The following is a 25,369-nucleotide window of genomic DNA, read 5'->3' on the forward strand; positions in this document are numbered from 1 at the left end:
AAGCCGCGATGAACCTAAAATAATCGGAACAACTAGCCAGCTTAGAAGAACGATAAACCTGATGTTCTATCGCTATTAACTATTAGAAGATCTATCGATCATTATCAGCATCGAACAATATCGTATAAGTAGAGTGACTGATCGCCCCCCTCCCCCTGAATGTTAAACGATGCAATAGAGTTGCTATATTTGATGGATCAAGGCCTTCAAACTAGAGTTTAGGCTGACCAAAAGATCAGGCAATATCCTCGTATTCGATCCCTCTGCCGCTAAACCCCACTATGCTACTCATTATAAAGTCACTGAGCACTCCAGCCAAGAATGCCATAAAGGTTGCCCTAGCATTTTGTTTAGCTATCTACCTTGCGTTGTATTTTAACCTTGAGAAGCCTTACTGGGCGGCTATCGTGGTCAATATATTGGCCATCACTGATACTATTACTGCTGGCAAGAAAAAAGGCATTCTCAGATTGTTGGGGACGCTTTGTGGCGCGTTTGTCGGGCTTTGGTTAATCGCTGTTTTTGGGCAAGATCGATATTATTTTTTAGCAAACATCGCACTGTTACTCGCAATTTGTATATACATGGGTTCCGATCCGGTCATCGGCTATGCTTACATTACGGCATTTATTGTCTGCATCCTGCTGGCGATATCTGGCAGCTTTGATGGTGTAGCTACATTTAATATTGCGGTACTAAGGCTGCAAGAAACCCTGCTTGGCTTCGTGGTCTATACGACCATCTATAGCGTGGTTTGGCCTGAGGATGATGACACACGCTTTAACAACGAAGTCAGTGTTGTTTTAGAGGCGATGTCTCCCCTCATTCATTCACTCGCTTACAATGACTCAGCGCAGCGTTTCCAGTTACACACGAGCTGCGAGTTAAATATTGAAAGCCCGACCTTCAAAGCGCTGAACGATCTGATGCGCCTGCCCGATTTGCATGGCCGTATGCCTGCCAGAAAGCAGTGGAAGCATCAACAGCAAACTCAAGCAATCTGGGTTGCCAAACAGTTACTGCAAAACGCCCATGATCAAGGGGTTGATCACAATGATTTTTCGATACTTAACCAGGCTATGGCTTTTATTGAAGCATCATCGGTTAATGTCGATTACAAGCCCCCTTTTCCAGAGACAGTCAAACAATTCTACCAGGGTAACTTTAAGAAAAAGCGCTTATTTGCCCGATTACTTGACAACAGCCAGCAACGATTAAGCAATACGTTAGTCGGCACAATGAGCTTCATCTCAGCAATTCTAGTCTGGATATATCTACCAATATCATCGGGAAGTCTGTTCATCATTAACAGTGCCATTTGCGCCTTGATATTAAGCAACATGCCTAGGCAAATGATAAAGCACTGGACCATTGGCTACTTAGCCTTTGGGTCACTGTTCCTCATTCAGTATGTTCTGCTGTTACCTTCGATGACCGAAGTATGGCAATTAATGGCATTTTACTTTGTTAATGTCTTTACGGTGTATCGCCTGTTCGCTGGTAATCAGTGGATGGTCTATCGAGTTCTCGGGGGCAACCTATTAGTAATGATTACCATGAGCGCAACGCAACTTGTGCCTGTTTATGACGTCACTACCCCTTTGAACCTACTCATTTATATGATGGTTGCACTGGCTTTCATCCGCTTTTACACCCGCTTAATACACCGTAAAAGTTAACCACTATAACCTCACACAAAGACCACTAAGGCATAAAGTAATGAAAATGAGTAAATGCTCTGCGCTTGTCGTTATCGACCTGCAACAAGGTATCGTTGATCAATTACCGGAAACCGTGTCCCGACCGATCATAGAGAACAGCCTTGCTCTCTGCGATGCATTTGATGATGCTGATTTACCCGTAATTATTGTTAATGTAGCCGGTCGTCCACAAGGCCGAACGGAACTGCAAAATAAAGCGGCTCAGCCTGACGCATCAAAGATCGTATGGGGAGAGGTCATCGAAAGCCTGCGCCTAAACCCTAATTATCGCTATCTAACCAAATATTCCTGGGGTGCATTTACCAACACAGATTTGCAGAAGCAGCTTTGTGAGCAAGGTATTACGGATATTTATCTGACCGGGGTAGCAACAAGTATTGGGGTCGAATCAACGGCTAGACAAGCATTTGAACTGGGTTATAACGTGGTGATTGTCGAAGATGCGATTGCAGATATGAACCCGATGAACCACCAGCACAGCTGCCAAAATATATTCCCAAAACTCAGTGTTTTAGCAAAAGCTCAAGACTTGCTATAACTGTCTCGTCCTAAAATACGTTGACCGTATTTTCATTAAACAATAAAAAGCCGACAGCGAATTAAGCTGTCGGCTGATGATCGTTCTATCTCAAGTACATTCTATCTCAAACAAGAGAAATAGGATTAAGCGTTAGCTTCACGCTCAGCAATGAACTCAAGAGCCATCTTGATGCGAGCGATTACGCGCTCTTTACCAACAAGCTCCATCACTGCATCAACAGAAGGAGACTGACCGCCGCCTGTTACTGCTACGCGAAGTGGCATACCGATTTTACCCATGCCGATCTCTAGCTCTTCACATACAGCTGCAATTACACCATCTTTGATGTTTGCAGTAGTGAAATCTTCAAGTGCTTCAACCTTAGCAAGAGCAAGCTCTAGTGGGCCTTTAGCAACACCACGTAGGTGCTTCTTCGCTGCACCAGCTTCAAACTCAGAGAAATCTTCGTAGAAGTAACGAGATTGCTCAGCAAGTTCGATAAGCGTGTTACAACGCTCGCCAACTAGCTTGATCACTTCAGTGATAGCTGGACCGTTTGTTGTATCGATCTTCTGTGCGTCTAGGTGCCATTGCAGGTATTTTGCAACGTACTCAGGCTCAGATGTCTTGATGTAGTGGTTGTTCAACCAAAGTAGCTTATCAGTGTTGAATGCAGAAGCAGACTTGCTGATAGCGTTCAGGCTGAAGAATTCAATCATCTCTTCTTGAGAGAAGATCTCTTGGTCACCGTGAGACCAGCCTAAACGAACTAGATAGTTGTTTAATGCATTTGGTAGGTAACCTTCATCGCGGTATTGCATTACAGAAACAGCACCGTGACGCTTAGAAAGTTTCGCACCGTCATCACCAAGAATCATTGCACAGTGAGCGAACGTTGGAACTGGCGCGCCTAGTGCTTCATAGATGTTGATTTGACGAGGTGTGTTGTTGATGTGGTCTTCACCACGAACAACGTGTGTGATACCCATGTCCCAGTCATCCACTACTACTACGAAGTTGTAAGTTGGTGCACCGTCTGTACGACGAATGATCAGGTCATCAAGTTGGCTGTTTGCGATTTCAATGCGACCACGGATTTGGTCATCAAATACTACGCTGCCTTCTTTAGGGTTACGGAAACGGATAACGCACGCATCACCTTCTTTTGCTGCTTCGTTTGCTGCAACAATTTTAGGGTGGTTAGCATCGTAGCGAGCCATTTCTTTGTTTTCTTCTTGCTCTGCACGAATTTCATCAAGCAGCTCTTTAGACGCGTAGCATTTGAATGCTTTGTCTTCAGCAAGTAGCTTATCAACCATTTCGTTGTAACGGTCAAAACGCTTAGATTGGTAGTAAGGACCTTCATCCCATTCCATACCCATCCATTGCATGCCTTCTAGAATTGCATCAACCGCTTCTTGAGAGTTACGCTCAAGGTCCGTGTCTTCGATACGTAGAACGAATTCACCACCTTGGTTCTTAGCGAATAGCCAAGAGTAAAGTGCAGTACGTGCACCACCAACGTGAAGATAGCCAGTTGGGCTAGGAGCAAAACGAGTTTTAACCGTCATTTAAATACCTTGATTATGTAGGTGATTCTTTTAGTGCTCGCCATTACAAGGCCTGCAATAGTCAAACATCACTAAATTTTGGGCGCTATTTTATCACCACCGCTTAAATCTACAATCAGTAGTGAATGATTAATGCGCTGTTGTTGTACGAAAGCCGTTATTGAAAGGCCAATTACGCCCTTAAAGTCGTAAATAGATAGTCTTAGCAAGTAGATTATAGCCGCACATTCTTAATTTCCCTCTTCCATTCCAAACTGAAACCACCAGCTAGCACTCCACCAAGATCAAGTTCTTGAATTTATGTTTGACCTTACCCTTACGGGAAGGTTTATGTTAGGCGTAGATGAGAATTGGAGTATCGATATGAACTACTACACAACGGCGCTCAACGGCCTAAATTGCATGGGTTGCGCGAAGAAAGTTCGCACACTGTTTAGCGATCTCGACAGCACGATGATTAATGACATATCGCCGACCTACATCGATATTTCGACTCCATTTAGTTACATTCAGCTCAACGAACAGTTAGCAACGCTTGGCTATTCTATGGGTAATCAGCTGCACCTTTCGCTATCCGGTCTGAGTTGCGGCAAGTGTGTGAGCAAACTGACTAAAGCGCTTGAACAAACTGAGCAAGCCTTAAACCTAGAAGTCAGCAAACAGGAATTATCACTGGTTACTCTGCTTTCTGAGTCTGAGGTGATTAAGCTGGTCGAAAGCCTGGGTTACCACGCAGCTCCCTACTCAGAAACGAATGACCTTTCATCGAGTTCAGATTTAGAAGACGAACAAGCAGATAAAAAGAGTGAAGATAAAACCGCAGCTAGCCAATATACCTATCACCTTGTTCTTGAGGGGATGACTTGTGCGAGTTGCGTCTCTTCGGTAGAGAAAGCACTGAAAAAGAATGAGTTTGTCGACCAAGCTCAGATCAACCTTGCCGAACAAACTGCCTTGGTTTTCACCTCTCAAACAAGAGACATCATTGAAAACGCTCTAATAGAATCGGTGAAAGCTGCTGGTTATGGCGCTGAGTTTGTCGACGATGCAGCGACTCAACAGCAAAAACAACAAGAACAGCAACTTCGTACTCAACAAGCCTTCCTTAGAAACTCAGTAAGCGCGTTGGTAATCGGTGCGCCGCTGATGGCATGGGGTGTGTTCGGTGGCAGCATGACCATTGCCACATTTAACGATCAACTGGCTTGGGGCTTGGTTGGTGTCGTTTGTTTGATACTGCTTGCTACCTCAGGTCGTAGCTTCTTCACCAATGCTTGGCAGTCTCTCATGCATAAGCGCGCGACCATGGATACCTTAGTCGCTCTAGGTACAGGCGCAGCATGGTTCTATTCAATGTTGGTTGTGCTCATTCCATCGTGGTTCCCTGAAGCTTCTCGTCATGTCTATTTTGAAGCAAGTGCGATGATTGTTGGCCTTATTTCTTTAGGTCACTACATTGAAGCCAAAGCCAAAGCACGCACCACTAAGTCTTTACAGGCGCTGATAAACTTACAGCCTCAAAAAGCCGTGGTTATCGTCGATGGTAAAGAGCAAACCATCGCCGTAGAAGCTATCCAAGTGGGTATGCAGATACGTGTCAAACCGGGTGAGAAAGTACCGGTTGATGGAGTTGTGGTATCAGGTGAGTCTTACATCGATGAATCCATGCTAACTGGTGAGCCGCTTCCCAACGTAAAATCAGTTAATGATGGCGTTTCTGCAGGTACCATTAATGGTGACGGCAGCTTAATTATTGAAGCGACAGGAATTGGCTCAAGCACTATGTTGGCTCGCATTATCCAGATGGTTCGCCAAGCACAAAGCAGTAAACCTGCAATTGCCAAGCTTGCCGACTCTATCTCTGCTGTTTTCGTTCCTGTTGTAGTCGCGATCGCTGCCATTGCCGCCTTAGTTTGGTTTTTTGTTGGCCCACAACCAAGTGCAAGCTACATGCTTGTCGTATCGACGACCGTGCTGATCATCGCTTGCCCATGTGCATTAGGTCTCGCGACCCCACTCTCTATTACTGTTGGCGTAGGTAAAGCGGCTGAGTTTGGCGTTCTTATTAAAGATGCGGATGTATTGCAGTCTGCTAGCAAAATCGATGCTGTTGTGTTTGATAAAACAGGTACGTTGACCCAAGGCAAACCAACCGTTCAACAGGCCTTTTACGCTAATCTAACGGAGCAATTTTTACTGGCTTATGCTTATTCAGTAGAAGTAGGATCTGAGCACCCACTCGCCAAAGCCGTTTGCCAATATGCAGAGAGCCAACAGGTTTCAATACTCCCACACAGCGAATTTGAAAACCAACGAGGGCTTGGCGTACAAGCAACAATTAACGGCAAGAACGTGCAAGTTGGCTCGCTTAAGTACCTAACCCAATTAGGTATCAATACAGAGGTTGGCGCGGATTTCATCGAGCTTTGCCGCTCGCAAGCGTGGACGCCTATTTTCATTGTGATTGACCAAAAACTCGAAGGTATATTAGGCATTTCAGACGCGTTAAAAATAGATAGCAAACAGGCGATAGCTCAACTAAAGTCCGCCGGAATTCACACTCTGCTATTAACGGGCGACAACGACTCTGTGGCTCAAGCAATAGGTAAAGACGTCGGTATCGACGAGGTTATCTCGGAAGTGCTTCCAGAGCAGAAAGCTCAACATATTGTTCAGCTGCAACAGCAATATAAGAGTGTTGCCATGGTCGGAGACGGTATTAACGACGCGCCTGCACTTGCTCAAGCAGATATAGGCATAGCAATGGGTAGCGGCAGCGATGTGGCGATTGAAAGTGCACAAATGACACTACTCAACTCATCGCCATTATCAGTAAGCAATGCGATCGAGTTGTCCCAAGCGACCGTAAGAAATATGAAGCAAAACCTGTTTGGTGCCTTCATCTATAACTCGCTTGGTATTCCTATCGCAGCCGGTGTGCTCTACCCATTTTTCGGATTTCTGCTTAGCCCTGTCGTTGCAGGCGCTGCGATGGCGATGTCGTCAATCACGGTAGTAAGCAATGCCAACAGATTAAGACTGTTTAAACCCACATATTCTAATATCAACAAAAACCATATTCATGAGGTTAACCATGATTCGTAAAATTATGACTCTTACAGCACTCGCTGCAATTTCAGGACAAGCTCTCGCGACTGATGTTCTAAACCATAAGTCTCCATACTGTGGCTGCTGCACAGAATGGACAGAACATATGCGAGATGCTGGGTTCGATGTTACAGAGAAGCTCCACGATGATATGAATCCAATAAAGCAGAAGTTAGGGGTAACGCAAAAACTAGCCTCTTGCCACACGGCAGAGATCGACGGTTACGTATTTGAAGGGCACATTCCAGCAGAGGACGTGAAAGCCTTTTTAGAAAATCCACCACGTAATGCGATTGGCTTAGCGGTTCCAGGCATGCCAATGGGCTCTCCGGGCATGGAATATGGCGATAAGAAAGACGAGTATTCTGTGTATGCGTTTAATGAAGAAGGTCAGGTGTTTGAGTACCGTCATTACAACGGAAAATAAAGCTTAACTAGACCAACGCCAAGCAATTAAAAGAAGTCATAAAAATAGAGCCTAGCATGAGTAAACCCAAGACTGTGGTTTACTTGCTAGGCTCTTTGCTTTTGGACAGTAAAGCAAATCTTGTCGCGGTACCAACCGGGCTGTTAGTGCCGCTATATTTCTCCTCGCTAATTGGCTAAGAAGCTATTTAACAAAAAGCTATTTAACAAAAAAACTAATTAGCGAAGAAGCTCACTCGGCTAATAATCTAATAGACTAAGCAGCCAAGTGAATCGGCTTAGAAGCCGTAAGAAGCACCGAATACGAATGCGTTGTTCTGCTTAGAATCGCCGTTTGCGAAATCTACGCCGTTAGCTTGGCTACGGAACTCAAAGTAAGGTTGAACACCTTGACGAGTCCATGTAGCACGTAACTCATGGTCCATCGCTTCAGCATCAATCATGTATACGTTGTTGTAGCTAAGTGCTAGGTCAGCATTCACTGTGTAACCAATACGGTTATCCATGCGGTAGTCTGTGTCAGCATTAGCCGAAGTATCATCGATGTGTGCACGAGTACGGTTGCTAATAGAGATACCGTTATCGAAGTTGTAACCGATCTTAACTAATGGACGGAACTGAATGCTCTCACCTGCAGAGAATAGGTGTTGGTAACCCGCAGCAACCCATAATTTGTCAGTAATGTTGAAAGATTGCTCACCACCGACAGTGATGCCTGGAGTAGTATTACCTGCACCGCCATTTTCAGATTCAAGTTTGCCCAGTTGGATACCATCAAACTCAGAATAAACCGTGAAGCCGCCTAGAGAGTTGTCAAACGTGTGACCAGCTTCTAGCGTAGAAGTCATGTCAGAACCGTGGATACGGCCATCGTCATGAATTTGGATGTTACCCGTTACGTAAGAAGAACCAGCAAAAGCACTAGAAGCGAAAGCAAGAGAAAGAGCACTTAGAGCGATAATTTTTTTCATAGTAAACTGCCTTAGTTTAATTTTTTCAGCGGCACATCTTCGGTACATCATTCACCTTCACCGCTTGAGTAGTTGGTAGCCTCCCTGGCATGAAATCTATGTTGCTCGAATTAATTCGCGTTTAAAAATAAAAGGGACAGCAGAGTGATCCCTCTCACTATCAAAAAAAGACAAGTTATTTAAAACTTTAAAATCAACAACTTAAAAACATAAAAATTGATAAAAAACTTAAGATGGAAAAATATACAGATCGGGATCACGTTATTTCACGAAGAAAAATTAGATCTAGATAGTTGAATCACATCTGATTTAGAGTTTTTTACAGGGGGCTTATTTTTTGAAGAGAATAATGAGAAGCGCGTCACTTTTGGGATTAAAGTCACCTTATGTGCATTGTTGATGATATGACCAAAGGCGATTTCTATATGTTTCAGTTTTGGATATGCACCTAATTCGCAGTAAACAAAAAGAGCTCCCGTTTTATCTTGAATAAGATAAAGGTCAGGAGCTCTTCTACTAATAGTGCTTATCGATTATTTAACTGAGGTCACTCGACTTACTTTCTCACCACTTTCTGAAATAGAGCGGATGTAAGTCTCACCAGAAACTGATGGACGTTGTTGCTCATCGTATGTTAGCCAGTTTTCGCCATCAGCAGAGTATTGCAGCTCTACACCTGGGAATTGAACGTTCATCGCTAGCTTACCGTCAACAACCTTCGCACCTGGAACTGGTAGTCGGTAATCAATACCCGCTTTTTCTAGCTTAGCTAGCTCACGTTGACCAAGAATATTCGCGAAGCGATTAAAGTCGCTGTTCAACGCTTGCTTATTCACTAAGTTAGTTTCTTGAGAGTATTCAACACCAACCTTGTAGTCGTTTTCCCAATCTGCTCGGTGCCATGCGCGCTCTGCTGCTGCCAATACGCGAGGGAACACCATGTATTCATATTGCTCGTCAGTACGTACTGTTTCTGACCAAAGTTGAGCTGACAGACCGTAGAAAGGTTTCGCTTCAACCTCACCTTTACCAGTAAAACCATTGCCATCACGGTCTAATGATGTTTCTGCGTTTTGTGGCATGTTTTCTGGTGCGAAGCCAAACATCTTACGAGTATCGGTTGCACGTGTTGCCCAGTAGTAACCACGCTCAGCTGCATCAACTTCGTATGGCATATCCATGTATACGTAGTCTGGGTTAGAGACAATCACGTCATACCCTTTTGCTGACCAATCGTATACTGATGAAGTTCCGCCCCAGTAAAGAACGTCCCAGAAGTTCACGCGTGTACTTTCGGTCGCAAATGCTTCCTCGCCTTCGCTGTATTTCAGACCATCTTGCCATGCTTGGAAGTGGGGAATACCCTTCTCAGCAACAATCTTAGAAACCTGTTCTGCGAAGTGGCTTGGTAGATGACCGAAATCGCTTACAGTACCATCAGCGATCAATGACTGACATTGTGGTGATTGTTGGAACGGCTTATCTTGCTTAGACAAATCGATGTTGCCTTTCCAAGCCACTTTATCTTCTGCATTAATATCTTGTAAGCCTGCGCCTAACTTGATGTTTTTCGCTTCATCGCCGCCGAAGTGCCAAGTCGTTAGCGGTACGCCCGCTTCTTGGTGCATTGCCGCCACTTCAGAGATTACTTTATCGACGAAGTGAGTTGATGACTCCATACATGGGTTAATGAAGCTTTGCTTATCGTAGAACTGAACCGTGGTTACATTCGATGTATCTTGCGGATCCATCAAGCGGTATTCGTTCGCTTCTGCTTCTTTGCCTTCCGCCATGAGACGAGTGTAACGCGCTTCCATTGATACCACAGCTGAACGAGCGTGTGCTGGCATATCAATTTCAGGGATAACTTCGATGCTGCGCGCTTTAGCGTAGCTTAGGATCTCGACGTAATCCGCTTTACTAAAGAAACCAGAGCCAAAGTTGTCTGTTGTTGGACCAGAACCTAGCTGAGGCAGTAAGCAGCTTTGTTCATCCAAATCAAAACAACGATTAGACCCTACATCCGTTAGCTCTGGTAAACCTGGAATTTCTAAACGCCAACCTTCATCATCCGTTAGGTGAAGGTGCAGTTTATTCATCTTGTATGCCGCCATTTGATCTAGCGTTGCTAGGATGGCATCTTTTGAGTGGAAGTTTCGAGCAACGTCCACCATCACACCACGATAATCAAAGCGCGGCGCATCTTTAATTGACAGTTGTGGTAATGATTCAGCGTTCTGACTATCTATTAGGCCAAAAATAGACTGAACTGCGTAGAAAGCACCCGTTTTATCAAACGCTTTAATTGCAATCCCCTCTTCCGAGATGCTTAGTTCATAAGCGCCAGATTTCGCTAAATCACCCGTAAACTGAGTAGGAACAACAGCGACACTCACAGGTAGGTCGCCACTCACATCTACGTTTACCACATCTGCACGTTCTTCAATTGCTGCGAATTGCTCAGCGTCGAATGCGTCTTTAGGTAGGGCAATACCACCAGCAATGCTAACTGAACCTTCACCGGCTTCTACCGACATTGGCGTTGGTAGTAAAGTAGTTGATACGTCTTGCGTTGCTAGATCAGCATTCTTTTCAAAACGCGTCACCGCTGTCGCCATTACGTTATTATCATCAGGCGTACGCTTAAGGTTATTACCCTCTAGACCAGTTACGAACGATGCAACATCTTCTGTATTCAATGATGCAATCATCTTAGGTTCTGCGTTTGGCGCCGTCACGAATGCACCTGGCATAAAGTCAGTTTCAAACAGTTGCCAGTATTCACTCGTTAACGGAAGAACCACTTCTTCACCAGCCGCAAAGCCGTCAAATTTTTCAGTAGGTTCTAGCTTGTGAAGGTCACCAGTAACGCGAGTGATCTTAAATTGCTCATTATCAACATCTAAAATAAGACGAATACTGTGGAAGTAGATGCTCCAATCTTTAGAGTCAATCGCTTCACCGTCATTGGTTAGCGTCATGTTCACTTTATTACATGACGCCCATTCAGCACCTAGGTCCTGACAAGCCAAGCCTTCATTCGCACCATGATTAGTTAGAATTTCGTACTGAACATCAAGATTATCAGCCAGTGCATTCACTACTTTTTGTTCTGGTGCTTGCGTTACTGCACAACCTGTTAGGCCAGCCAATACCGCTACAGATAGTAAGTTTCTCTTCAACATCGTATTCACCCATAAATTAAAAATTGAGTAAGAAGCAAAATGGAGCGCTTCGAAAGTTAGATAAACTATATGGGCTTATTTTTTACCGTGAATTAAATCGAGCTAATAAAGTGATCGGCTTCAAATCTCAAAAATTTTTATAAATTTAATTTAAATAAAATCATCAAGTTACAAGCAACGGCACTTCCGTCATTTTAATTTTGACGTAAAATTTGAGAAATGAATCACAATCTTTTTTACCGATTTCATAAAATCGTGTCGTTGTTACTGAGAAAGGTTTAAGAGTTTTTGGGTGTTGTTATACTTTTCGTACAAACAACGTGACATCGTTCTCAAAAAAAACCGTTAAAAAACAACGTCAAAATCGATTTTGACGAGTTTAATACTTCCTAAAGGAGCTCCCTTTGCGTCCACTCTGGTACATGGTTTTATTCGTTCTCGCTTTTTCAGCTAGGCAAGCGGTCGCCGAGCCCCTTTATTGGCAAGCACAAAAGGATAATCTGACACTCACTATCTTAGGTTCAGTGCACGTTGGAGACGAGAGTATGTACCCCCTTCCTTCGGCGATCACCGACGCGCTAAAAAACAGTGATGGCTTAATTATCGAAACGGATATCAGAAAGTCTGATGGCGTTGTATATCCCCGCAACAAACTCACGACTGCCGATGTACTCAATACAGAACAGCTGCAATTATTAACCGATATATCAAAATCATTGGGCATGCCGACGCAACAACTGCTTCGCTCACCGCCTTGGGCAACTTCTCTCTCCATACAAATGCAGCAGTTAAAAAACCTTGGTTATGGCTCCGCCAGCGGCGTTGATGCGACGCTAGCGAACAAAGCGACTACCCAAGATGTTCCGGTTATCAGTTTGGAGCCTCTGCAATTCCAAATAGACCTGATGACAAAACAAAAGGACGACGGTAAAGAGTGGTTAGTCAGTAGCCTTGAAGAATTTGACCAAACTGATCGCGTGGTTCATTGCCTGATTGAAAGCTGGAAAGCGGGTGATTTAGCGAAGCTGGAAGCCTTCTCAGAACTGTCAGAGATATCGCCTGAACTTGAGAAAGCATTCTTAACCGATCGCAACATAGACTGGGCAAACAAACTATCCTCCAATGATTGGAAGCTTAAGACTAAAGGGAACTACATGATAGTAGTTGGTACCTTGCACCTAATTGGAGAAGGTAACCTTATACAGTTATTAGAAAAGAAAGGCTTCAGTGTCATTCAGCAATCACAAAGCCAATCAGCCCAATGTCAATTTGAGACTAGCTAAAAAAGCTAACGATGCTCAACCTCATTTTGTTTTCGTTATAAAAGCATTTCCTTAATAACAGAATCTTTACATTTAATAGCACCATTGCAGTGCTATTATCTTTCGCTCTTTTTACCTATGGCGTTGTTCTAATGAAACCAGTACTTTTTGCTTTCCCTTTAGCCCTCACGATGCTGATGCCCTCAATAGCCTCAGCCAAAGAAACATGCACCATCGAACAGTTTCAGGCGATAGACATACAACCGGATACCAAAGGCGGTGTATTAGATAAAGAAAGCGGACAGTTTTTGATTACAGAGAAACCACCGATGCGCTGCGCCAATATTACGTTCACAACATCTACAACACGAAACCGTATCGCAAGCCAAATGAACAACAATTTTGAAGCAAACTTTTACGACAACCAAACGGGAAGCTCTCACTCGGTGACGTTTGATGAAGATGAAATAAAGGCAGGTTACATTCGAATAGGCCCGAATAAGCCAGCGGAAGCGTATGTTTGTTTTGTTACCTCGGAAACACCGATAAAAGATATTACGTGTGATGTGAATTGATCATTGAGTTGCTTGAAGAAAAAAACAGGGCTAAGGGAAAGGTCCGTTTTCCGCATAGCCCTATTTTGCTGCTTACTCGGTAGCTTAAAGTATGTCTGTACTCGCTTCGGAATAACGTGCGATAATCGGATTTTCTAATGCATTCGGATCGCCCGGCGACCACACTCCACGCTTCATTCCTTTCACAATCAAATGAATCACCGCGGCATCAATAGCAGACATCACAGCAATATTGACCGGTTCATTTTGGCTATAGCCCATTTCAACTTCCAACAGTTCTTTGTAATCAACAAATCGAAATGCGCCGAACCCAATCTCGTGTGAAGAGATAGTTTTAGTGGTGGTGACACTCAATAGAACTTGCCCGGTTCTTACATCAACGGCTCTTAAGTTAACCGTCACTTGATCGGTTCTATACTGTCCTGAACCACCGACCCCAAGATACTTGGCACCCGCACCGCCTGTCACGATATTCGAGTCATAAGCCACAATCCCGCCTTCGATGACGATGTTAGCGGAACTCAAAGACGACAAGTCTGCCCCATGATTATTTACGACCTTATCTTTTTTCTGAGCCGCTCGAATGATCTTACGTTCAGTCAATAAGTTTTGGAGCCCTTCACGCTCTAGAGGAACAAACCACTGGGAATCTATCAATGCCGTGGTCAGTAAAGACGTTCCACCCTGTGGTACCGCTGTCGAAAAGTTACTGTTTGGCTGAGGTTTATACTGTCCCGTTTGATCTCTAAAATCATAAACCGAAACAAGTATTTTACCGCGAGGCTGAGGTAATGAGATCAGGTCCGTATAAGTCGATCCTCTCGGCATCAACTTTGGCGTTTCAGAAGTCTCTGGAATTTGCATAGAGTAAGTGCACCCTCCCAACACAAAGGTCAAGAAGACGATAATGATCGATTTCATAACACAATCCTTGTGATTAGAGGTCGGGGTTTAATCCAGAGACACTGATTTCTGTCGATTCCCCAGTCTCTTTATCGACGATTTGAACGAGTAAGGTCCCGGAGTCGTCAACAATATTGAGGAAAAAGTCATCTGTTTCTAACTGCCCTGTATTTCCGTTACCTACATCAGCAAGCAACTGGCTTATCAAACGAGACTCTAAACTAGACGCTAAACGATCTAAGGCTGATTCTTGCTCATCAAAGATATCCCTTGCACTTGGGTCTTCATAATCATTGATAGCATTAGCGTGATTAAAAAGGTGAGAACTGTTTAAAGCGTTTCCGCCAAAACTTGGATTTACGGGCGTATAAACTAATTCGCTTGAGTAAACCGAAGGCGAAACTATCAGCGCAATGAGCGCGGCCTTTCTGAAAAATATCGACATCCTTGGCTCCTTAAAATTCATCATGGTCTAGATCGTAAGTGTCCTGAAAGAGTCTCTCTGCTTGCCATCTGATAATGTAATTCCCTACAACTCGAGTGGCATCGGCAGCTCGTTCTTTCGCTTGTCTACGACCAGGGGACAACGCCGTACGGAAGATCGGTTTTCTAGAGTGTTGAACCTCTATGATGCTTCCTGATAACGCCGTTGGCCTTTCTTTTACCGTCAAATTTTCCTTAAGGTCGGGATAACTATCATTGAGCGATTGCGAGAAGAAAAAATAGAAATCCTCTCCCAACCGCGTAATGGTTCTGTCCACAATGATTCCATCGACTTCACTGAAGTCATTGAATTTTTCCTTAAGATTATTTGTCGAGTCCTCAAGTTTTTGTCCATTTTCTAAAGGAGCAGCATTTTCAAGACCATGACTCTTTTCTTCTGCATGAAGAGCAAAGGAAAGCAGAGTTATTGTAAGCAGCTTGATTTTCATATGTGCTCCCATTCAAAGTCTATTTACAAAATGAGAATGTGATTCGTTGAAACTGAATAAAGCGTAATTCATGCTTACAGTGGCATATATAAACTTTCGAATTAATTACTGAAGGGAATTGATTAACTAAGGTTGGTAGGATTCGGTCAAATACTAATTAAATTTCATATGAACAACTAAATATTTTCAACTTTAAGTTTATAGCTGTTCGTAAATTCAAGGCCTAGGATTTCGATAAGACAAAGGTTCACTCATTCCCTACGCAGTTTATTTTCGTAGGGATCATAATCACGAACACTTTAAGGTAAAGATGATGGTAATTGGGAAAGCATCACTTATCAGCTTAACTTGTTTATATTTTTTATCAGGAGGTTTTAATAATGCTATCGCGTCAGATATAGAAGGGGATTTTTTACATAATGTTAATCAAGATATAGTCAATGATTATAATTATTTAGAAAGCTTCTCTTCTGGAGATTTAGATAATTATTCAGAATTAAATATATCTAATGCTACTGATTCAATAGCAATAATAAAGCAACGCAGTCCTGGTATTACCGCGAACAACAGAGCGAAGATAACGCAAAGCGGAAGTTCTAACTCCGCATACATTGGTCAAACAGGGCGCAATAATACCGCCTTAATAGACCAGAATGGTTCAAATAACGATGCCGCAATTGGGCAACTCGGAGTAAATTCTGAAGCGCTTATTTCCCAAGACGGGAATAACAATTTAGCAGTTATCGGACAAGCTAACTTCTCAAGACAGAGTAGTCAGCTGAGCATTGACCAAAAAGGCAATGGCAATACTGCTTATTTGGTTGGTTCTGGAAGAAGTAATTTAGGAATTTCTCAAGACGGCAACGACTTTGCTTTAGTGAAAGCGTCTAGCTCAATGAGAATTCACATCAATCAAGCCAATTAGCGCGCAGTATGGAAAGCTTGATTCACCGTTGCTTCTCGATGAAGTAACAACATAGTCGACATGGAAATGTATAAGGATACAACTTATGAAAGTTACACAAATTGGAATTATAGTCGGTGCTATTCTGGGCTTTAATGCAGCATACGCAGATAATTTACCTGCTCCTTTTCCAGCCTCTGAGCCAGCGTTGGGGACAATAGAAGGAACAACCGATCTTGGCATATCATCGACAGTAGCCGGTATTCAACCTTTAGCGATGGATAATACTGCCGTTTGGCAAATGGGTAGTGGCGATAATGCCAATGTCACCATTAACCAGAACACGTCTGGTGTTACTGATGGGCATGTTGCACTAGTTGACACACATGCTAGCTATAACTCTGACGTAGTGGTTCAACAAGATGGCAATCTCAATGAAGCTCACGTTAAGTTACGCTATGTAAACAACAACGCCTGGGTTGATCAAGATGGTGTTAGTAACCAAGCCCAAATTACAGTTCAACCTTATGGTCGAAGCAATGATTTACGAGTTACACAAGTGGGTAACGAGAACATCTCTGTCGTCAATGCTCTAGGTGGTGCTGACTACAATGAAGCTGATGTGAATGTCTCTGGTAACTCCAATACAACCTATACCGAGTTTAGTAACGCGAGTGTTGATAATAATGATGTAGACATCGATATCAGCGGCGATAATAACTATGTTCAAACGATAGTCAACACCGATGTTGGTGGTGGCGACGATAACTATGTCGATATCGATCTCGTGAGCAGTAGCGATAACCGAGTATTCACGTTACAAACAGGATCTCATTCAGATGCCATTGTTAGCTTAACAAACAGCAGTTCAAACCAATTTATGATTGAACAAACCTCTTATGATACTGCTCTCGTTTCAGGTAATGGCGCAAATGGTAATGTCGGTATAATTTATCAGAATTAATATGATAAAGAGTGCATATATTAAAACGGCGTTGATCGCCGTTTTATTTATTTCTTTCCATTTTAATGGATTTTCTTCTGATTTAAATTCAGTACAGTGCCTGATAAAAAATAAAAGTCTTATTCTGACCATAAATAACAGTGTGGCATCTTCATTAACGTTGAGTACGAACACCAACTCTAATTTCAACCAGAATACGAATAGTGGTATTACAACGTTGATTATTAATATAAATCAGTTTCCTGCCACTATAAAACTTCACCCAAACAAGGGGATCTGGAAAATTCATAAAGACTGTACAATCAATAAAATAAAACCATAAATCTCGGTAATTCCCTCTTTCTACTTAAGTATTATTTTACCTTCGACAATACTATTAAATTAATTTTATAAATTTGATGAATAATTAGCTTTAAAAATTAGCAAAATAACAATACGTGCTTTAAACTAAAACACCTAAAGTTCAAGTAATGAGTTAAGAAAAGGAGTTCCACATGGCTAAGCTGGAGGCTTATAACGCCATTTTACTTGCGGAGAACAATTTACAATCGATACTACTAAAAGAGTCTATAGAACAGAAAGTTAACCTGAACATAAAACTCATATCACCGGAAAGGCTCAGTGCTAAATCCCTAAAAAACGATGACTTAGTTCTGATTATTATTGATTTCCCGACAATGAGTAAGCAATACATTGAGAAATACCAGGAGCTCAGAGATGACGTAGCAAGTGATGTCCATGAAGTGCTACTCAATACACCAGGCGATTTCCCGCACTCTGAAATGCTTAAATGGCAGTATCTTGTCGGCATTTTTTATACGTCGGACACCCTTGAAAAGCTCGTGGCCGGCTTTAACTGCATTTTGCAAGGCGAGATGTGGATGAGCAGAAAGCTGATCTATAAATACATCCGTTTTTATAGAGACAGACAATGCGCCAAAACCAGCCCTCATTACCTCAAGCTGACCAAACGCGAACAGCAGATCATCAAACTACTCGGTGATGGCGCATCTAACACGCAAATTGCGGACACACTCTATGTCAGTGAGAATACAGTTAAAGCACACCTTCACAATACATTCAAAAAGATCAAGGTGAAGAATCGCTTACAAGCTTTGATCTGGGTTAAGAACAACGTTGCGACAAATGAGTTTGTCCAATAGACCTAACTCTCTGCCCTCAACCATAAACAGTCAATGCAGTTAGAATGTAGAAATCCCAAATACAAAAAAGCCGTAGCATCTCTGCTACGGCTTTCTTTAATGTGGTCGGTGAAGAGGGATTCGAACCCCCGACCCTCTGGTCCCAAACCAGATGCGCTACCAAGCTGCGCTATTCACCGAGATATCTAACTGGCTCATTGCCTGTCGATGGAGCGTATAATACGGGTTCTGAATTTATCCGCAAGGGCTTTTTCTCATATTTATTGCGATTTTGAATCGTTCGAACAAAAGACATACAACAACGAGCATGATGTGACGAAAAACACACAGTTACCAACAAGTATTTAACTTATGAAACAGGATTGATCCAGATCAGTGAATTGATAATGCTTGTTAATACACTAAGCCATGTCATATAACTTTGAGGTATACACATGGACTTTTGGCTAGATCTCCTATTTGGTAATGCGGTGGGACTATCTTCAATGATAGTAATCTTCGGGGCTCTGGGTCTCATGATGTTTTATGGAGGCTTCTTCATATACAAAGTTATGACTGAAAAATCTCCTCACTAGAATCGCTCTGCCTAAATCATTTACTTTTAAGTATTCTTTTACTTTATAAGTAAATGTCAAAACGCTTTGCACCGGAGCAGACTTATTGTCTTCTCCGGTTTTTTCATTTTTAAACCTAACCTCAACTTAGGTATACTTACCCTATCCTTCTCCAACTTGAGATACACACTATGTCTCATGATGATGACTTAGATCTATTCCAAGAAATGATGGGCGATGTTAAACGTATCGACCATGACACCGCTGAACACCAGAAAGTACACCGAGTCACCGAATCTCACCTTGCTAAGCGTGAAGCCGCTATGTGGCTGTCTGACGACGAGAAAGACTATTTATCATTAGACTATTCGCCAATGATCAAGCCAGACGATGTTGTTGCTTATAAAAAAGACGGTGTACAAGAAGGCGTATACAAAAAGCTGCGCCTAGGAAAATACCCTATTCAAGCCAAGCTCGACCTTCATAGGAAAACACTGAAAGACGCACGTAACGAAGTGCTTTCATTTTTGCGTCAGTGTTTAAGAATGGATGTTCGTACCGTCATCATTGTTCATGGTAAGGGTGAGCGTTCGAATCCACCTGCAATGATGAAAAGCTACGTGGCAAATTGGCTAACACAAATCAACGACGTTCAATGTGTTCATTCTGCTCAGCAATTTCATGGTGGTACGGGCGCAGTCTACGTAATGCTCAGAAAGAGTAATGAGAAAAAGCTAGAGAACAGAGAGCGCCATCAAAAACGCACCAGTTAATAGGTTGAGATAGATAAATGGACTAGTAACGATTTTGCATCAAGATCGATATTTCGTGCCTAGACTCACACCAAGTGCTAAAATTACCTCAGTTAACGAATTTCAACTCAAAGCAACTATCCAAAGGTTGCTTTTTGTTTATCTACATTTCCGTTGTGAAACGCTAAGAGAATATCATGTCACAAGAATCCCAAGCTAAACGCCTTAATAAATACATCAGTGAAACTGGTTTTTGCTCACGCCGCGAAGCCGATAAACTGATTGATGCAGGCCGAGTTACTATTAACGGTAAGATCCCTGAAATGGGTACTAAAGTCTTGCCAGGTGATGATGTTGAGATCGACAATAAGCCTGTTCGCTCAAAAGAGAAGCCGATTTACATTGCTCTCAATAAACCAACAGGTATCACCTGTACGACTGAGCGTGATATTCCTGGCAACATCGTCGACTTTATTGGCCACCACAAGCGCATTTTCCCGATTGGTCGTCTAGATAAGCCTTCTGATGGCCTTATCTTCCTAACCAATGACGGCGACATCGTAAACAAGATCCTACGTGCAGGTAACAACCACGAGAAAGAATACGTGGTGCGTGTAGATAAGCCGATTACGACGGAATTCTTGAAGCAAATGGGCGCTGGCGTTCACATTCTCGATACAGTCACTTTGCCATGTAAAGTAGAGAAAGAGACTAAGTTCTCATTCCGAATTACGCTAACACAAGGCCTTAACCGCCAAATTCGCCGTATGTGTGAAGCGCTCGGTTATGAAGTATTTAAACTGCGTCGTGTTCGTATTATGAATATCTCACTAGACGGTATTCCTAACGGCAAATGGCGCTACCTGAGCGACGAAGAGATCACTGAAATTTTAGCGATGTGTGAAGGCTCAGTAAGTACGGAAGATGCGTCAAAAATGAACGCGAAAGGTCAACGCATTCGCAAAGCGACTGACGCGAAACTTTTTGATAGCCGTGAAGAGAACCAAGCTTCAACAGCGCGCCGTAATCAAAACGAGAACCGTACACGCACCTACCGCGGTAACAATGCGGATGAATTCCGTCATGCACCTAATTCAAAGCGTGGCCGCAATTCATCGAATGGTGAAAGCGGTGGTAATACCGAGAACTGGAAATCGAACTCTCGTTCAGAGCGTTCTAATTCAGATAGAAATCGTTCGGATCGCAATCGCACAGATCGCGATAATACCGATCGTAGAAGCGGGAAGCCGGCAAACCGCAGCCAAGATTCAAACAGACCGAACAAACCTGCACCAAAGCGTGTTGGTGGTACTTTAGGTCTGAAGAAGTAGTCTGAATCAGTAAGACGAGACTCTCGATATAAAAACGCCCGCTAGATTAGTCTAGCGGGCGTTTTTGTTGGTCATTCGATAGTTTTATCATCATGACGACGACAATCTATAAACATAAATCAGCAAACTGGCCGCGAGTCAGAAGTGTTAAGTCTTTTGGGTCTAATTCAATCTCTAGCCCACGCTTACCTGCACTCACACATATCGTTTCAAAATCTGTCGCACTGGAATGAACGAAGGTAGGCAGTGCTTTCTTCTGTCCAAGCGGACTAATGCCACCAACAACATAGCCCGTGGTTTTCTGAGCAATCTCAGGATCGGCCATCTCTGCTTTTTTGCCTTTCGCTGCTTTAGCGGCAAGCTTTAGATTTAGCTTCTGGTCGACAGGAATAACGGCAACCGCCAAATCTTTCGCCACACCATTCAAGCAGAACAACAGCGTTTTGAATACACGTTTGGGATCTTGACCAAGCGCTTCAACGGCTTCTAAACCATAGTTCGTATTATTGGCATCATGATGGTACTGATGCACGCTATGAGCGATTTTCTTTTTCTTGGCGAGATTGATTGCTGGGGTCATAACAAATCCAAACGATAGATAAACAAAAAGCGACGCCGAGGCGTCGCTTTAGTTAAATTTATCATGGTGCTAGAGTCAATCTAATTTAGCACCTATTGATACAATTGCTTGGATTCAATTACTTGTAAACCATTTGGCCTGAAGGCGCGTACTTGTTCACGTCAACCGGACTGTTTGCTTCTAGGTACTCTTTCAGTACTTCAGCATCAACAAAACCAGTATTTACGTAACCTGGGTGATCAGACAGTTTAGGGTAACCGTCACCACCAGCAGCGTTAAAGCTTGGTACTGTGAAACGGTAAGTTTCGTCTAGACGAAGCTGTTTGCCACCGATGAATACATTCGATACTTCACCGTTCGCTACTGTCATAGAGATACCAGCAAACTGAGCGTAAGCACCAGAATCGATTGGTTTAGTCGCCACTACATTTAGGTAATCCAGAACTTCTTTACCCGTCATGTCTGTGTAAGTCAGGATGTTTGCAAAAGGCTGTACCTTCAGTACATCTTTGTAAGTAACATTACCTGCTTCAATTGAGTCACGAACACCACCAGAGTTCATCACAGCGAAGTCTGCTTTTGCACGTTCCATATGAGAAGTCGCAATCAAACGACCTAGGTTAGTCTGTTGGAAACGAACCACGTTACGGTCACCTTCAAGCTTGCCATTTGTCTCAGCGATTTGAACTTCTAGCTGTGCTTGACCTTGCTCTTGGAAAGGACGTAGGAATTCAAGTAGCTCTGGGTCTTGTGCGATTTCATCTTGAATAAGAACACGTTGCTTCTTACCGTCGATCTTAACTTTCTTCTTAAGGTTAACTGGAATCAGGTCGTAGCTCACCATCTCTAGCTCGCCATTACGGAATTCGTAATCAGCACGACCTACGTACTTGCCCCACTCATGAGCTTGAACGATGTAAGTACCGTTCTGTACGTCAGGCTTACACTCATCACCCGGCTTGAAGTTTTTCTTCGCAACGTTAGGGCCTTCCATACATACAGGCTCTTGAGAGTGACCACCAACGATCATGTCTAGATCGCCTTCGTTTAGGTAACGAGCAAGTGCGACATCACCCGGAGCATTAACACCACGTTGGCCATTTTCGTAGTGACCCATATGAGTCACAGCAAAGATTAGATCCGGTTTTTCTGTTTCTTTAAGTTCAGCGATTAGCTTCTTCGCTTCTTCTTTAGGATCACGGAAGTCGATGCCTGCGATAAATTCAGGGTTACCAATCTTTTGGGTATCTTCAGTTGTTAAACCAATAACCGCAATCTTGATGCCTTGCTTTTCGAACATCTCGTAAGCTTGGAACTTACGTTCACCTGTCGCTTTATCGTAGATGTTTGCAGATAGCATTGGGAAGTTAGCCCAGTCGATCTGCTTTTGTAATACGTCTAAAGAGTTATCAAACTCGTGGTTACCCAATGCCATGGCATCGTAACCAATTTTGTTCATACCTTTAAAATCAGGTTCTGCGTCCTGAAGGTCTGACTCTGGAACACCCGTGTTGATGTCACCGCCAGATAGAAGCAACACGCTACCGCCTTCTGCTTCAACTTCTGAACGAAGTTGGTCAACTAGCGTTTTACGTGCAGACATGCCGTATTCGCCATATTTATTCTGCCAGAAACGACCATGGTTATCGTTTGTGTGAAGAATCGTTAGCTTGTAAGTTTCGTCTTGGTTCCAATCATGAGCTGATTGAGACGCACACCCAGCTAGAGTAGCTAGAATTGCAGCACTTAGTGCTGTCTTTAGAATAAGGCGTTGCTTCATTGTCATACCTTTGAACTTTTTAGGGAATCCACTGCTTTTTATAATCTATTGCGACCCCTTTCCTGGAGTTCGAACAATAAGACTTCAACATGACTAATCTTAAATTAACATTCTAGATGTAACACGACGATTTCATATTTATGTCGAATTGGTCACGCATAGGTCAACAGTTAAGTGTAACAAAATTAAGAGATTACACTCAAACTTCCCCTGCATCACAAGCAATCGTTTACTTACAAAGTGTGATGAATATCAGTAATTTACTGCAAACAGGACTGACCTCACACTCATATAAGAGTTTCTTAGGTAATAACCCGCCACGTTAACAACTCTTTAAATGAACGGTTTATGTTCGGCTGATTTTACGAGATAAAAAAAGCCCAATTCAGAGAACTGGGCTTTCTTAGATCAACTTTGTTAAATAACGTTTCCGTTACTTCACATCCATCTCAATTATTTAATATCAATATGCTCAAAGCCTTTGATAAGGTCATCAAGTGCTTTCATCTGCTTCAAGAACGGCTCTAGTTTGTCTAGAGGTAGCGCAGATGGGCCATCACAACGAGCTTGGTCTGGGTTTGGGTGAGCTTCAATGAACAGACCCGCAATACCCGTAGCAAGACCCGCTTTAGCAAGTTCAACCGTTTGCTCACGACGACCGCCAGATGCAGCACCTGATGGGTCACGCATTTGTAGAGAGTGCGTCACGTCGAAGATGATTGGGCTACCGTTTGAAGACTTCTTCATTACGCCAAAGCCAAGCATATCCACAACAAGGTTATCGTAACCCATGCAAGCGCCACGCTCACAAAGGATGATGTTGTCATTACCGCACTCAGCGAACTTATCAACGATGTTGCCAACTTGATTCGGGCTCATGAACTGAGGCTTCTTCACGTTGATTACTGCGCCAGTCTTAGCCATTGCTTCAACAAGATCAGTTTGACGAGCTAGGAATGCAGGTAGTTGGATTACATCAACCACATCCGCAACAGGCTGAGCTTGAGCTTCTGTGTGGATATCAGTAATGATCTTCACGCCGAAAGTATCTTTCAGCTCTTGGAAGATTTTGAGACCTTCTTCCATTCCTGGACCACGGTATGAATGAACTGAGCTGCGGTTCGCTTTATCAAAAGACGCCTTAAATACGTAAGGGATGCCCAGCTTCTCGGTTACTTTTACATAGTGCTCACAGATCTGCATAGCAAGATCGCGAGATTCAAGAACGTTCATGCCTGCAAATAGCGTAAATGGCTTGTCGTTAGCAATTGGCATATCGCCAATATGAACTGTTTTCTGTTCCATCATATTCTCTCTAAATAATTATTAATTAGTGAACAACCACTGTCTTTTCGTTCATGACGTTCACTTGAGATTTCAGTAACTCAGATGCCGGGTCATCTGGGCATTGGTCGATAAAGTATTGATAATCGGTTGCGGCTACTTGGTGACAGTCTAGCTGCTGATAGATAAAACCGCGGTCACGGATTTCATATGGGTCATCAGGTACAAACGTCAAAGCAAGGTCAGTACACTTCAATGCAAGTGTATAACGCTCTTCTCGCAGCAGTGCACTCTTGAGCAGGGCTAACCACTTACCAATAATTGTTGGGTGGTCGGCGACTTCTAAGTGCTCAGGTTTCACCTTAGCTAATGGGCCATCATGGCCAATTAACCATGCTCGCAGCGTTTGTTCGCCAACATACTCACCGTTATAAGGGTTAATATAGGCTGCAGCTTGCCCGTACCAACTTACTTTAAGTAAGAATTGAGTCGGGAAAGAGACGCCCTCTACAGGAAAGCCTAGCTTGCGACCTAGAAAAAGAAAGATCGCCCCCAGACTCACTGGAATGCCTTTCTTTCTCTCAAGCACTTTATCGATGAACGCGTTTTCCGAAGAGAAATACGCATCTTTATCGCCAGCAAAACCCCATTCATAAAAGAATAGTCGAATAAAAGATTCAAACTTCTGCTGTTCATCGGTTTCATTAACCAAAGCAAACTCGGCGTCTTTTAACAATCTCGCCAGCTCTTGCTCTGCCCAACTGTCTTGAGTTTCTGGGTTAATCGCTTTATTTAAGATCAATGCACCTTCAGCTAATTCTAGCTGGTCAAAGTCTTCATCAAAAAATTCGTACATAGATAGTTAACCGAAATAAGGAGATAA

22 protein-coding genes and 1 tRNA gene are annotated in these 25,369 nt (G+C 43.1%); 12 read left to right on the forward strand and 11 right to left on the reverse strand.

The features are described from left to right. Positions 1 to 281: 281 nt before the first annotated feature. Positions 282 to 1,679, forward strand: coding sequence for an FUSC family protein (locus AB4307_RS05680; protein ID WP_017060532.1), 1,398 nt, complete (start codon positions 282 to 284; stop codon positions 1,677 to 1,679). Between the two features lie 40 nt (positions 1,680 to 1,719). After that, positions 1,720 to 2,259 (forward strand): cysteine hydrolase family protein, encoded by a 540-nt coding sequence (locus tag AB4307_RS05685; RefSeq protein ID WP_017060533.1) that lies wholly within the window; start codon positions 1,720 to 1,722, stop codon positions 2,257 to 2,259. Between the two features lie 125 nt (positions 2,260 to 2,384). Here the strand turns inward: AB4307_RS05685 and gltX are convergent, their stop codons facing one another. Then, positions 2,385 to 3,812, reverse strand: a complete 1,428-nt coding sequence (gene gltX, locus AB4307_RS05690; RefSeq protein ID WP_017069020.1) for a glutamate--tRNA ligase — start codon at positions 3,810 to 3,812, stop codon at positions 2,385 to 2,387. 300 nt (positions 3,813 to 4,112) lie between these two features. Here gltX and AB4307_RS05695 point away from each other — a divergent pair, with 300 nt between their 5' ends. Both AB4307_RS05695 and AB4307_RS05700 read left to right on the forward strand, forming a co-directional pair. Further along, the gene (locus AB4307_RS05695; protein WP_372131390.1) at positions 4,113 to 6,917 is read left to right on the forward strand and encodes a heavy metal translocating P-type ATPase; all 2,805 of its coding nucleotides are present in this window, start codon (positions 4,113 to 4,115) and stop codon (positions 6,915 to 6,917) included. After that, positions 6,907 to 7,347, forward strand: coding sequence for a DUF411 domain-containing protein (locus AB4307_RS05700; RefSeq protein WP_004736129.1), 441 nt, complete (start codon positions 6,907 to 6,909; stop codon positions 7,345 to 7,347). The genes AB4307_RS05695 and AB4307_RS05700 overlap by 11 nt, the downstream gene beginning before the upstream one ends. A 277-nt stretch (positions 7,348 to 7,624) precedes the next feature. Here AB4307_RS05700 and AB4307_RS05705 read toward each other — a convergent pair whose 3' ends face one another. Further along, positions 7,625 to 8,317 carry an oligogalacturonate-specific porin KdgM family protein gene (locus AB4307_RS05705; protein WP_004736127.1) on the reverse strand — a complete coding sequence of 231 codons (693 nt, stop codon included), beginning with the start codon at positions 8,315 to 8,317 and terminating at the stop codon, positions 7,625 to 7,627. 533 nt (positions 8,318 to 8,850) lie between these two features. Beyond that, positions 8,851 to 11,502, reverse strand: coding sequence for a beta-N-acetylhexosaminidase (locus AB4307_RS05710; protein WP_017071188.1), 2,652 nt, complete (start codon positions 11,500 to 11,502; stop codon positions 8,851 to 8,853). Between the two features lie 404 nt (positions 11,503 to 11,906). Between AB4307_RS05710 and AB4307_RS05715 the strand changes: the two genes are divergently transcribed. Then, complete coding sequence (locus AB4307_RS05715) at positions 11,907 to 12,785, forward strand: TraB/GumN family protein (RefSeq protein WP_372131393.1); 879 nt, start codon at positions 11,907 to 11,909, stop codon at positions 12,783 to 12,785. A gap of 131 nt (positions 12,786 to 12,916) precedes the next feature. Next, positions 12,917 to 13,339 carry a hypothetical protein gene (locus AB4307_RS05720; RefSeq protein ID WP_102321503.1) on the forward strand — a complete coding sequence of 141 codons (423 nt, stop codon included), beginning with the start codon at positions 12,917 to 12,919 and terminating at the stop codon, positions 13,337 to 13,339. Positions 13,340 to 13,423: 84 nt separating this feature from the next. Here the strand turns inward: AB4307_RS05720 and AB4307_RS05725 are convergent, their stop codons facing one another. From AB4307_RS05725 to AB4307_RS05735, 3 genes are read right to left on the reverse strand one after another with little or no spacing between them, the layout of a single operon-like run. Next, a complete protein-coding gene (locus AB4307_RS05725; protein ID WP_372131395.1) occupies positions 13,424 to 14,260 on the reverse strand; it encodes a CsgG/HfaB family protein in 837 nt (278 codons plus the stop codon). 16 nt (positions 14,261 to 14,276) lie between these two features. After that, positions 14,277 to 14,687: a curli assembly protein CsgF gene (locus AB4307_RS05730; RefSeq protein WP_102333662.1), complete on the reverse strand. Its 411-nt coding sequence runs from the start codon at positions 14,685 to 14,687 to the stop codon at positions 14,277 to 14,279. A 10-nt stretch (positions 14,688 to 14,697) separates the two neighbouring features. After that, positions 14,698 to 15,174, reverse strand: coding sequence for a curli production assembly/transport protein CsgE (locus AB4307_RS05735; protein WP_017066860.1), 477 nt, complete (start codon positions 15,172 to 15,174; stop codon positions 14,698 to 14,700). A 313-nt stretch (positions 15,175 to 15,487) separates the two neighbouring features. On the opposite strand from AB4307_RS05735, the gene AB4307_RS05740 reads away from it, so the two are divergent. From AB4307_RS05740 to AB4307_RS05750, 3 genes are all read left to right on the forward strand, one after another. Then, positions 15,488 to 16,099, forward strand: coding sequence for a hypothetical protein (locus tag AB4307_RS05740; RefSeq protein ID WP_017064156.1), 612 nt, complete (start codon positions 15,488 to 15,490; stop codon positions 16,097 to 16,099). An 85-nt stretch (positions 16,100 to 16,184) separates the two neighbouring features. After that, entirely contained in the window at positions 16,185 to 17,042 is an 858-nt protein-coding gene (locus tag AB4307_RS05745) for a curlin (protein WP_136974804.1), read from the forward strand. A gap of 494 nt (positions 17,043 to 17,536) precedes the next feature. Then, positions 17,537 to 18,205 (forward strand): LuxR C-terminal-related transcriptional regulator, encoded by a 669-nt coding sequence (locus AB4307_RS05750; protein ID WP_136974805.1) that lies wholly within the window; start codon positions 17,537 to 17,539, stop codon positions 18,203 to 18,205. Positions 18,206 to 18,307: 102 nt separating this feature from the next. On the opposite strand, the gene AB4307_RS05755 is transcribed toward AB4307_RS05750, so the two are convergent. After that, positions 18,308 to 18,384 (reverse strand) — tRNA-Pro (locus AB4307_RS05755). 255 nt (positions 18,385 to 18,639) lie between these two features. On the opposite strand from AB4307_RS05755, the gene AB4307_RS05760 reads away from it, so the two are divergent. The 3 genes from AB4307_RS05760 (at position 18,640) to rluF (ending at position 20,842) form a co-directional block, all read left to right on the forward strand. After that, positions 18,640 to 18,780: a DUF3149 domain-containing protein gene (locus AB4307_RS05760; protein WP_017062321.1), complete on the forward strand. Its 141-nt coding sequence runs from the start codon at positions 18,640 to 18,642 to the stop codon at positions 18,778 to 18,780. A gap of 170 nt (positions 18,781 to 18,950) precedes the next feature. Beyond that, on the forward strand, positions 18,951 to 19,532 hold the full coding sequence (smrA, locus tag AB4307_RS05765; RefSeq protein ID WP_017062320.1) for a DNA endonuclease SmrA: 582 nt from the start codon (positions 18,951 to 18,953) through the stop codon (positions 19,530 to 19,532). 176 nt (positions 19,533 to 19,708) lie between these two features. Then, complete coding sequence (rluF, locus tag AB4307_RS05770; RefSeq protein ID WP_017064161.1) at positions 19,709 to 20,842, forward strand: 23S rRNA pseudouridine(2604) synthase RluF; 1,134 nt, start codon at positions 19,709 to 19,711, stop codon at positions 20,840 to 20,842. Between the two features lie 106 nt (positions 20,843 to 20,948). Here the strand turns inward: rluF and ybaK are convergent, their stop codons facing one another. The 4 genes from ybaK to AB4307_RS05790 form a co-directional block, all read right to left on the reverse strand. Continuing rightward, complete coding sequence (gene ybaK / locus AB4307_RS05775) at positions 20,949 to 21,422, reverse strand: Cys-tRNA(Pro) deacylase (protein ID WP_017069618.1); 474 nt, start codon at positions 21,420 to 21,422, stop codon at positions 20,949 to 20,951. 118 nt (positions 21,423 to 21,540) lie between these two features. Then, positions 21,541 to 23,202, reverse strand: a complete 1,662-nt coding sequence (gene ushA, locus AB4307_RS05780; RefSeq protein WP_017064163.1) for a bifunctional UDP-sugar hydrolase/5'-nucleotidase UshA — start codon at positions 23,200 to 23,202, stop codon at positions 21,541 to 21,543. A 453-nt stretch (positions 23,203 to 23,655) separates the two neighbouring features. Further along, the gene (kdsA, locus tag AB4307_RS05785) at positions 23,656 to 24,510 is read right to left on the reverse strand and encodes a 3-deoxy-8-phosphooctulonate synthase (RefSeq protein WP_017069619.1); all 855 of its coding nucleotides are present in this window, start codon (positions 24,508 to 24,510) and stop codon (positions 23,656 to 23,658) included. A gap of 22 nt (positions 24,511 to 24,532) precedes the next feature. Continuing rightward, complete coding sequence (locus tag AB4307_RS05790) at positions 24,533 to 25,342, reverse strand: SirB1 family protein (protein ID WP_017064164.1); 810 nt, start codon at positions 25,340 to 25,342, stop codon at positions 24,533 to 24,535. Positions 25,343 to 25,369: the final 27 nt, after the last annotated feature.

This window comes from Vibrio sp. 10N.261.52.C2 (assembly GCF_041471425.1).
Taxonomy (GTDB): Bacteria; Pseudomonadota; Gammaproteobacteria; order Enterobacterales; family Vibrionaceae; genus Vibrio; species Vibrio crassostreae_C.

Coding starts and splice junctions, on each gene's coding strand:
- AB4307_RS05680 (WP_017060532.1), top strand. CDS start 282: ATGCTACTCATTATAAAGTCACTGAGCACTCCAGCCAAGAATGCCATA.
- AB4307_RS05685 (WP_017060533.1), top strand. CDS start 1,720: ATGAAAATGAGTAAATGCTCTGCGCTTGTCGTTATCGACCTGCAACAA.
- gltX (WP_017069020.1), bottom strand. CDS start 3,812: ATGACGGTTAAAACTCGTTTTGCTCCTAGCCCAACTGGCTATCTTCAC.
- AB4307_RS05695 (WP_372131390.1), top strand. CDS start 4,113: ATGTTTGACCTTACCCTTACGGGAAGGTTTATGTTAGGCGTAGATGAG.
- AB4307_RS05700 (WP_004736129.1), top strand. CDS start 6,907: ATGATTCGTAAAATTATGACTCTTACAGCACTCGCTGCAATTTCAGGA.
- AB4307_RS05705 (WP_004736127.1), bottom strand. CDS start 8,317: ATGAAAAAAATTATCGCTCTAAGTGCTCTTTCTCTTGCTTTCGCTTCT.
- AB4307_RS05710 (WP_017071188.1), bottom strand. CDS start 11,502: ATGTTGAAGAGAAACTTACTATCTGTAGCGGTATTGGCTGGCCTAACA.
- AB4307_RS05720 (WP_102321503.1), top strand. CDS start 12,917: ATGAAACCAGTACTTTTTGCTTTCCCTTTAGCCCTCACGATGCTGATG.
- AB4307_RS05725 (WP_372131395.1), bottom strand. CDS start 14,260: ATGAAATCGATCATTATCGTCTTCTTGACCTTTGTGTTGGGAGGGTGC.
- AB4307_RS05730 (WP_102333662.1), bottom strand. CDS start 14,687: ATGTCGATATTTTTCAGAAAGGCCGCGCTCATTGCGCTGATAGTTTCG.
- AB4307_RS05735 (WP_017066860.1), bottom strand. CDS start 15,174: ATGAAAATCAAGCTGCTTACAATAACTCTGCTTTCCTTTGCTCTTCAT.
- AB4307_RS05740 (WP_017064156.1), top strand. CDS start 15,488: ATGGTAATTGGGAAAGCATCACTTATCAGCTTAACTTGTTTATATTTT.
- AB4307_RS05745 (WP_136974804.1), top strand. CDS start 16,185: ATGAAAGTTACACAAATTGGAATTATAGTCGGTGCTATTCTGGGCTTT.
- AB4307_RS05750 (WP_136974805.1), top strand. CDS start 17,537: ATGGCTAAGCTGGAGGCTTATAACGCCATTTTACTTGCGGAGAACAAT.
- AB4307_RS05760 (WP_017062321.1), top strand. CDS start 18,640: ATGGACTTTTGGCTAGATCTCCTATTTGGTAATGCGGTGGGACTATCT.
- smrA (WP_017062320.1), top strand. CDS start 18,951: ATGTCTCATGATGATGACTTAGATCTATTCCAAGAAATGATGGGCGAT.
- rluF (WP_017064161.1), top strand. CDS start 19,709: ATGTCACAAGAATCCCAAGCTAAACGCCTTAATAAATACATCAGTGAA.
- ybaK (WP_017069618.1), bottom strand. CDS start 21,422: ATGACCCCAGCAATCAATCTCGCCAAGAAAAAGAAAATCGCTCATAGC.
- ushA (WP_017064163.1), bottom strand. CDS start 23,202: ATGAAGCAACGCCTTATTCTAAAGACAGCACTAAGTGCTGCAATTCTA.
- kdsA (WP_017069619.1), bottom strand. CDS start 24,510: ATGATGGAACAGAAAACAGTTCATATTGGCGATATGCCAATTGCTAAC.
- AB4307_RS05790 (WP_017064164.1), bottom strand. CDS start 25,342: ATGTACGAATTTTTTGATGAAGACTTTGACCAGCTAGAATTAGCTGAA.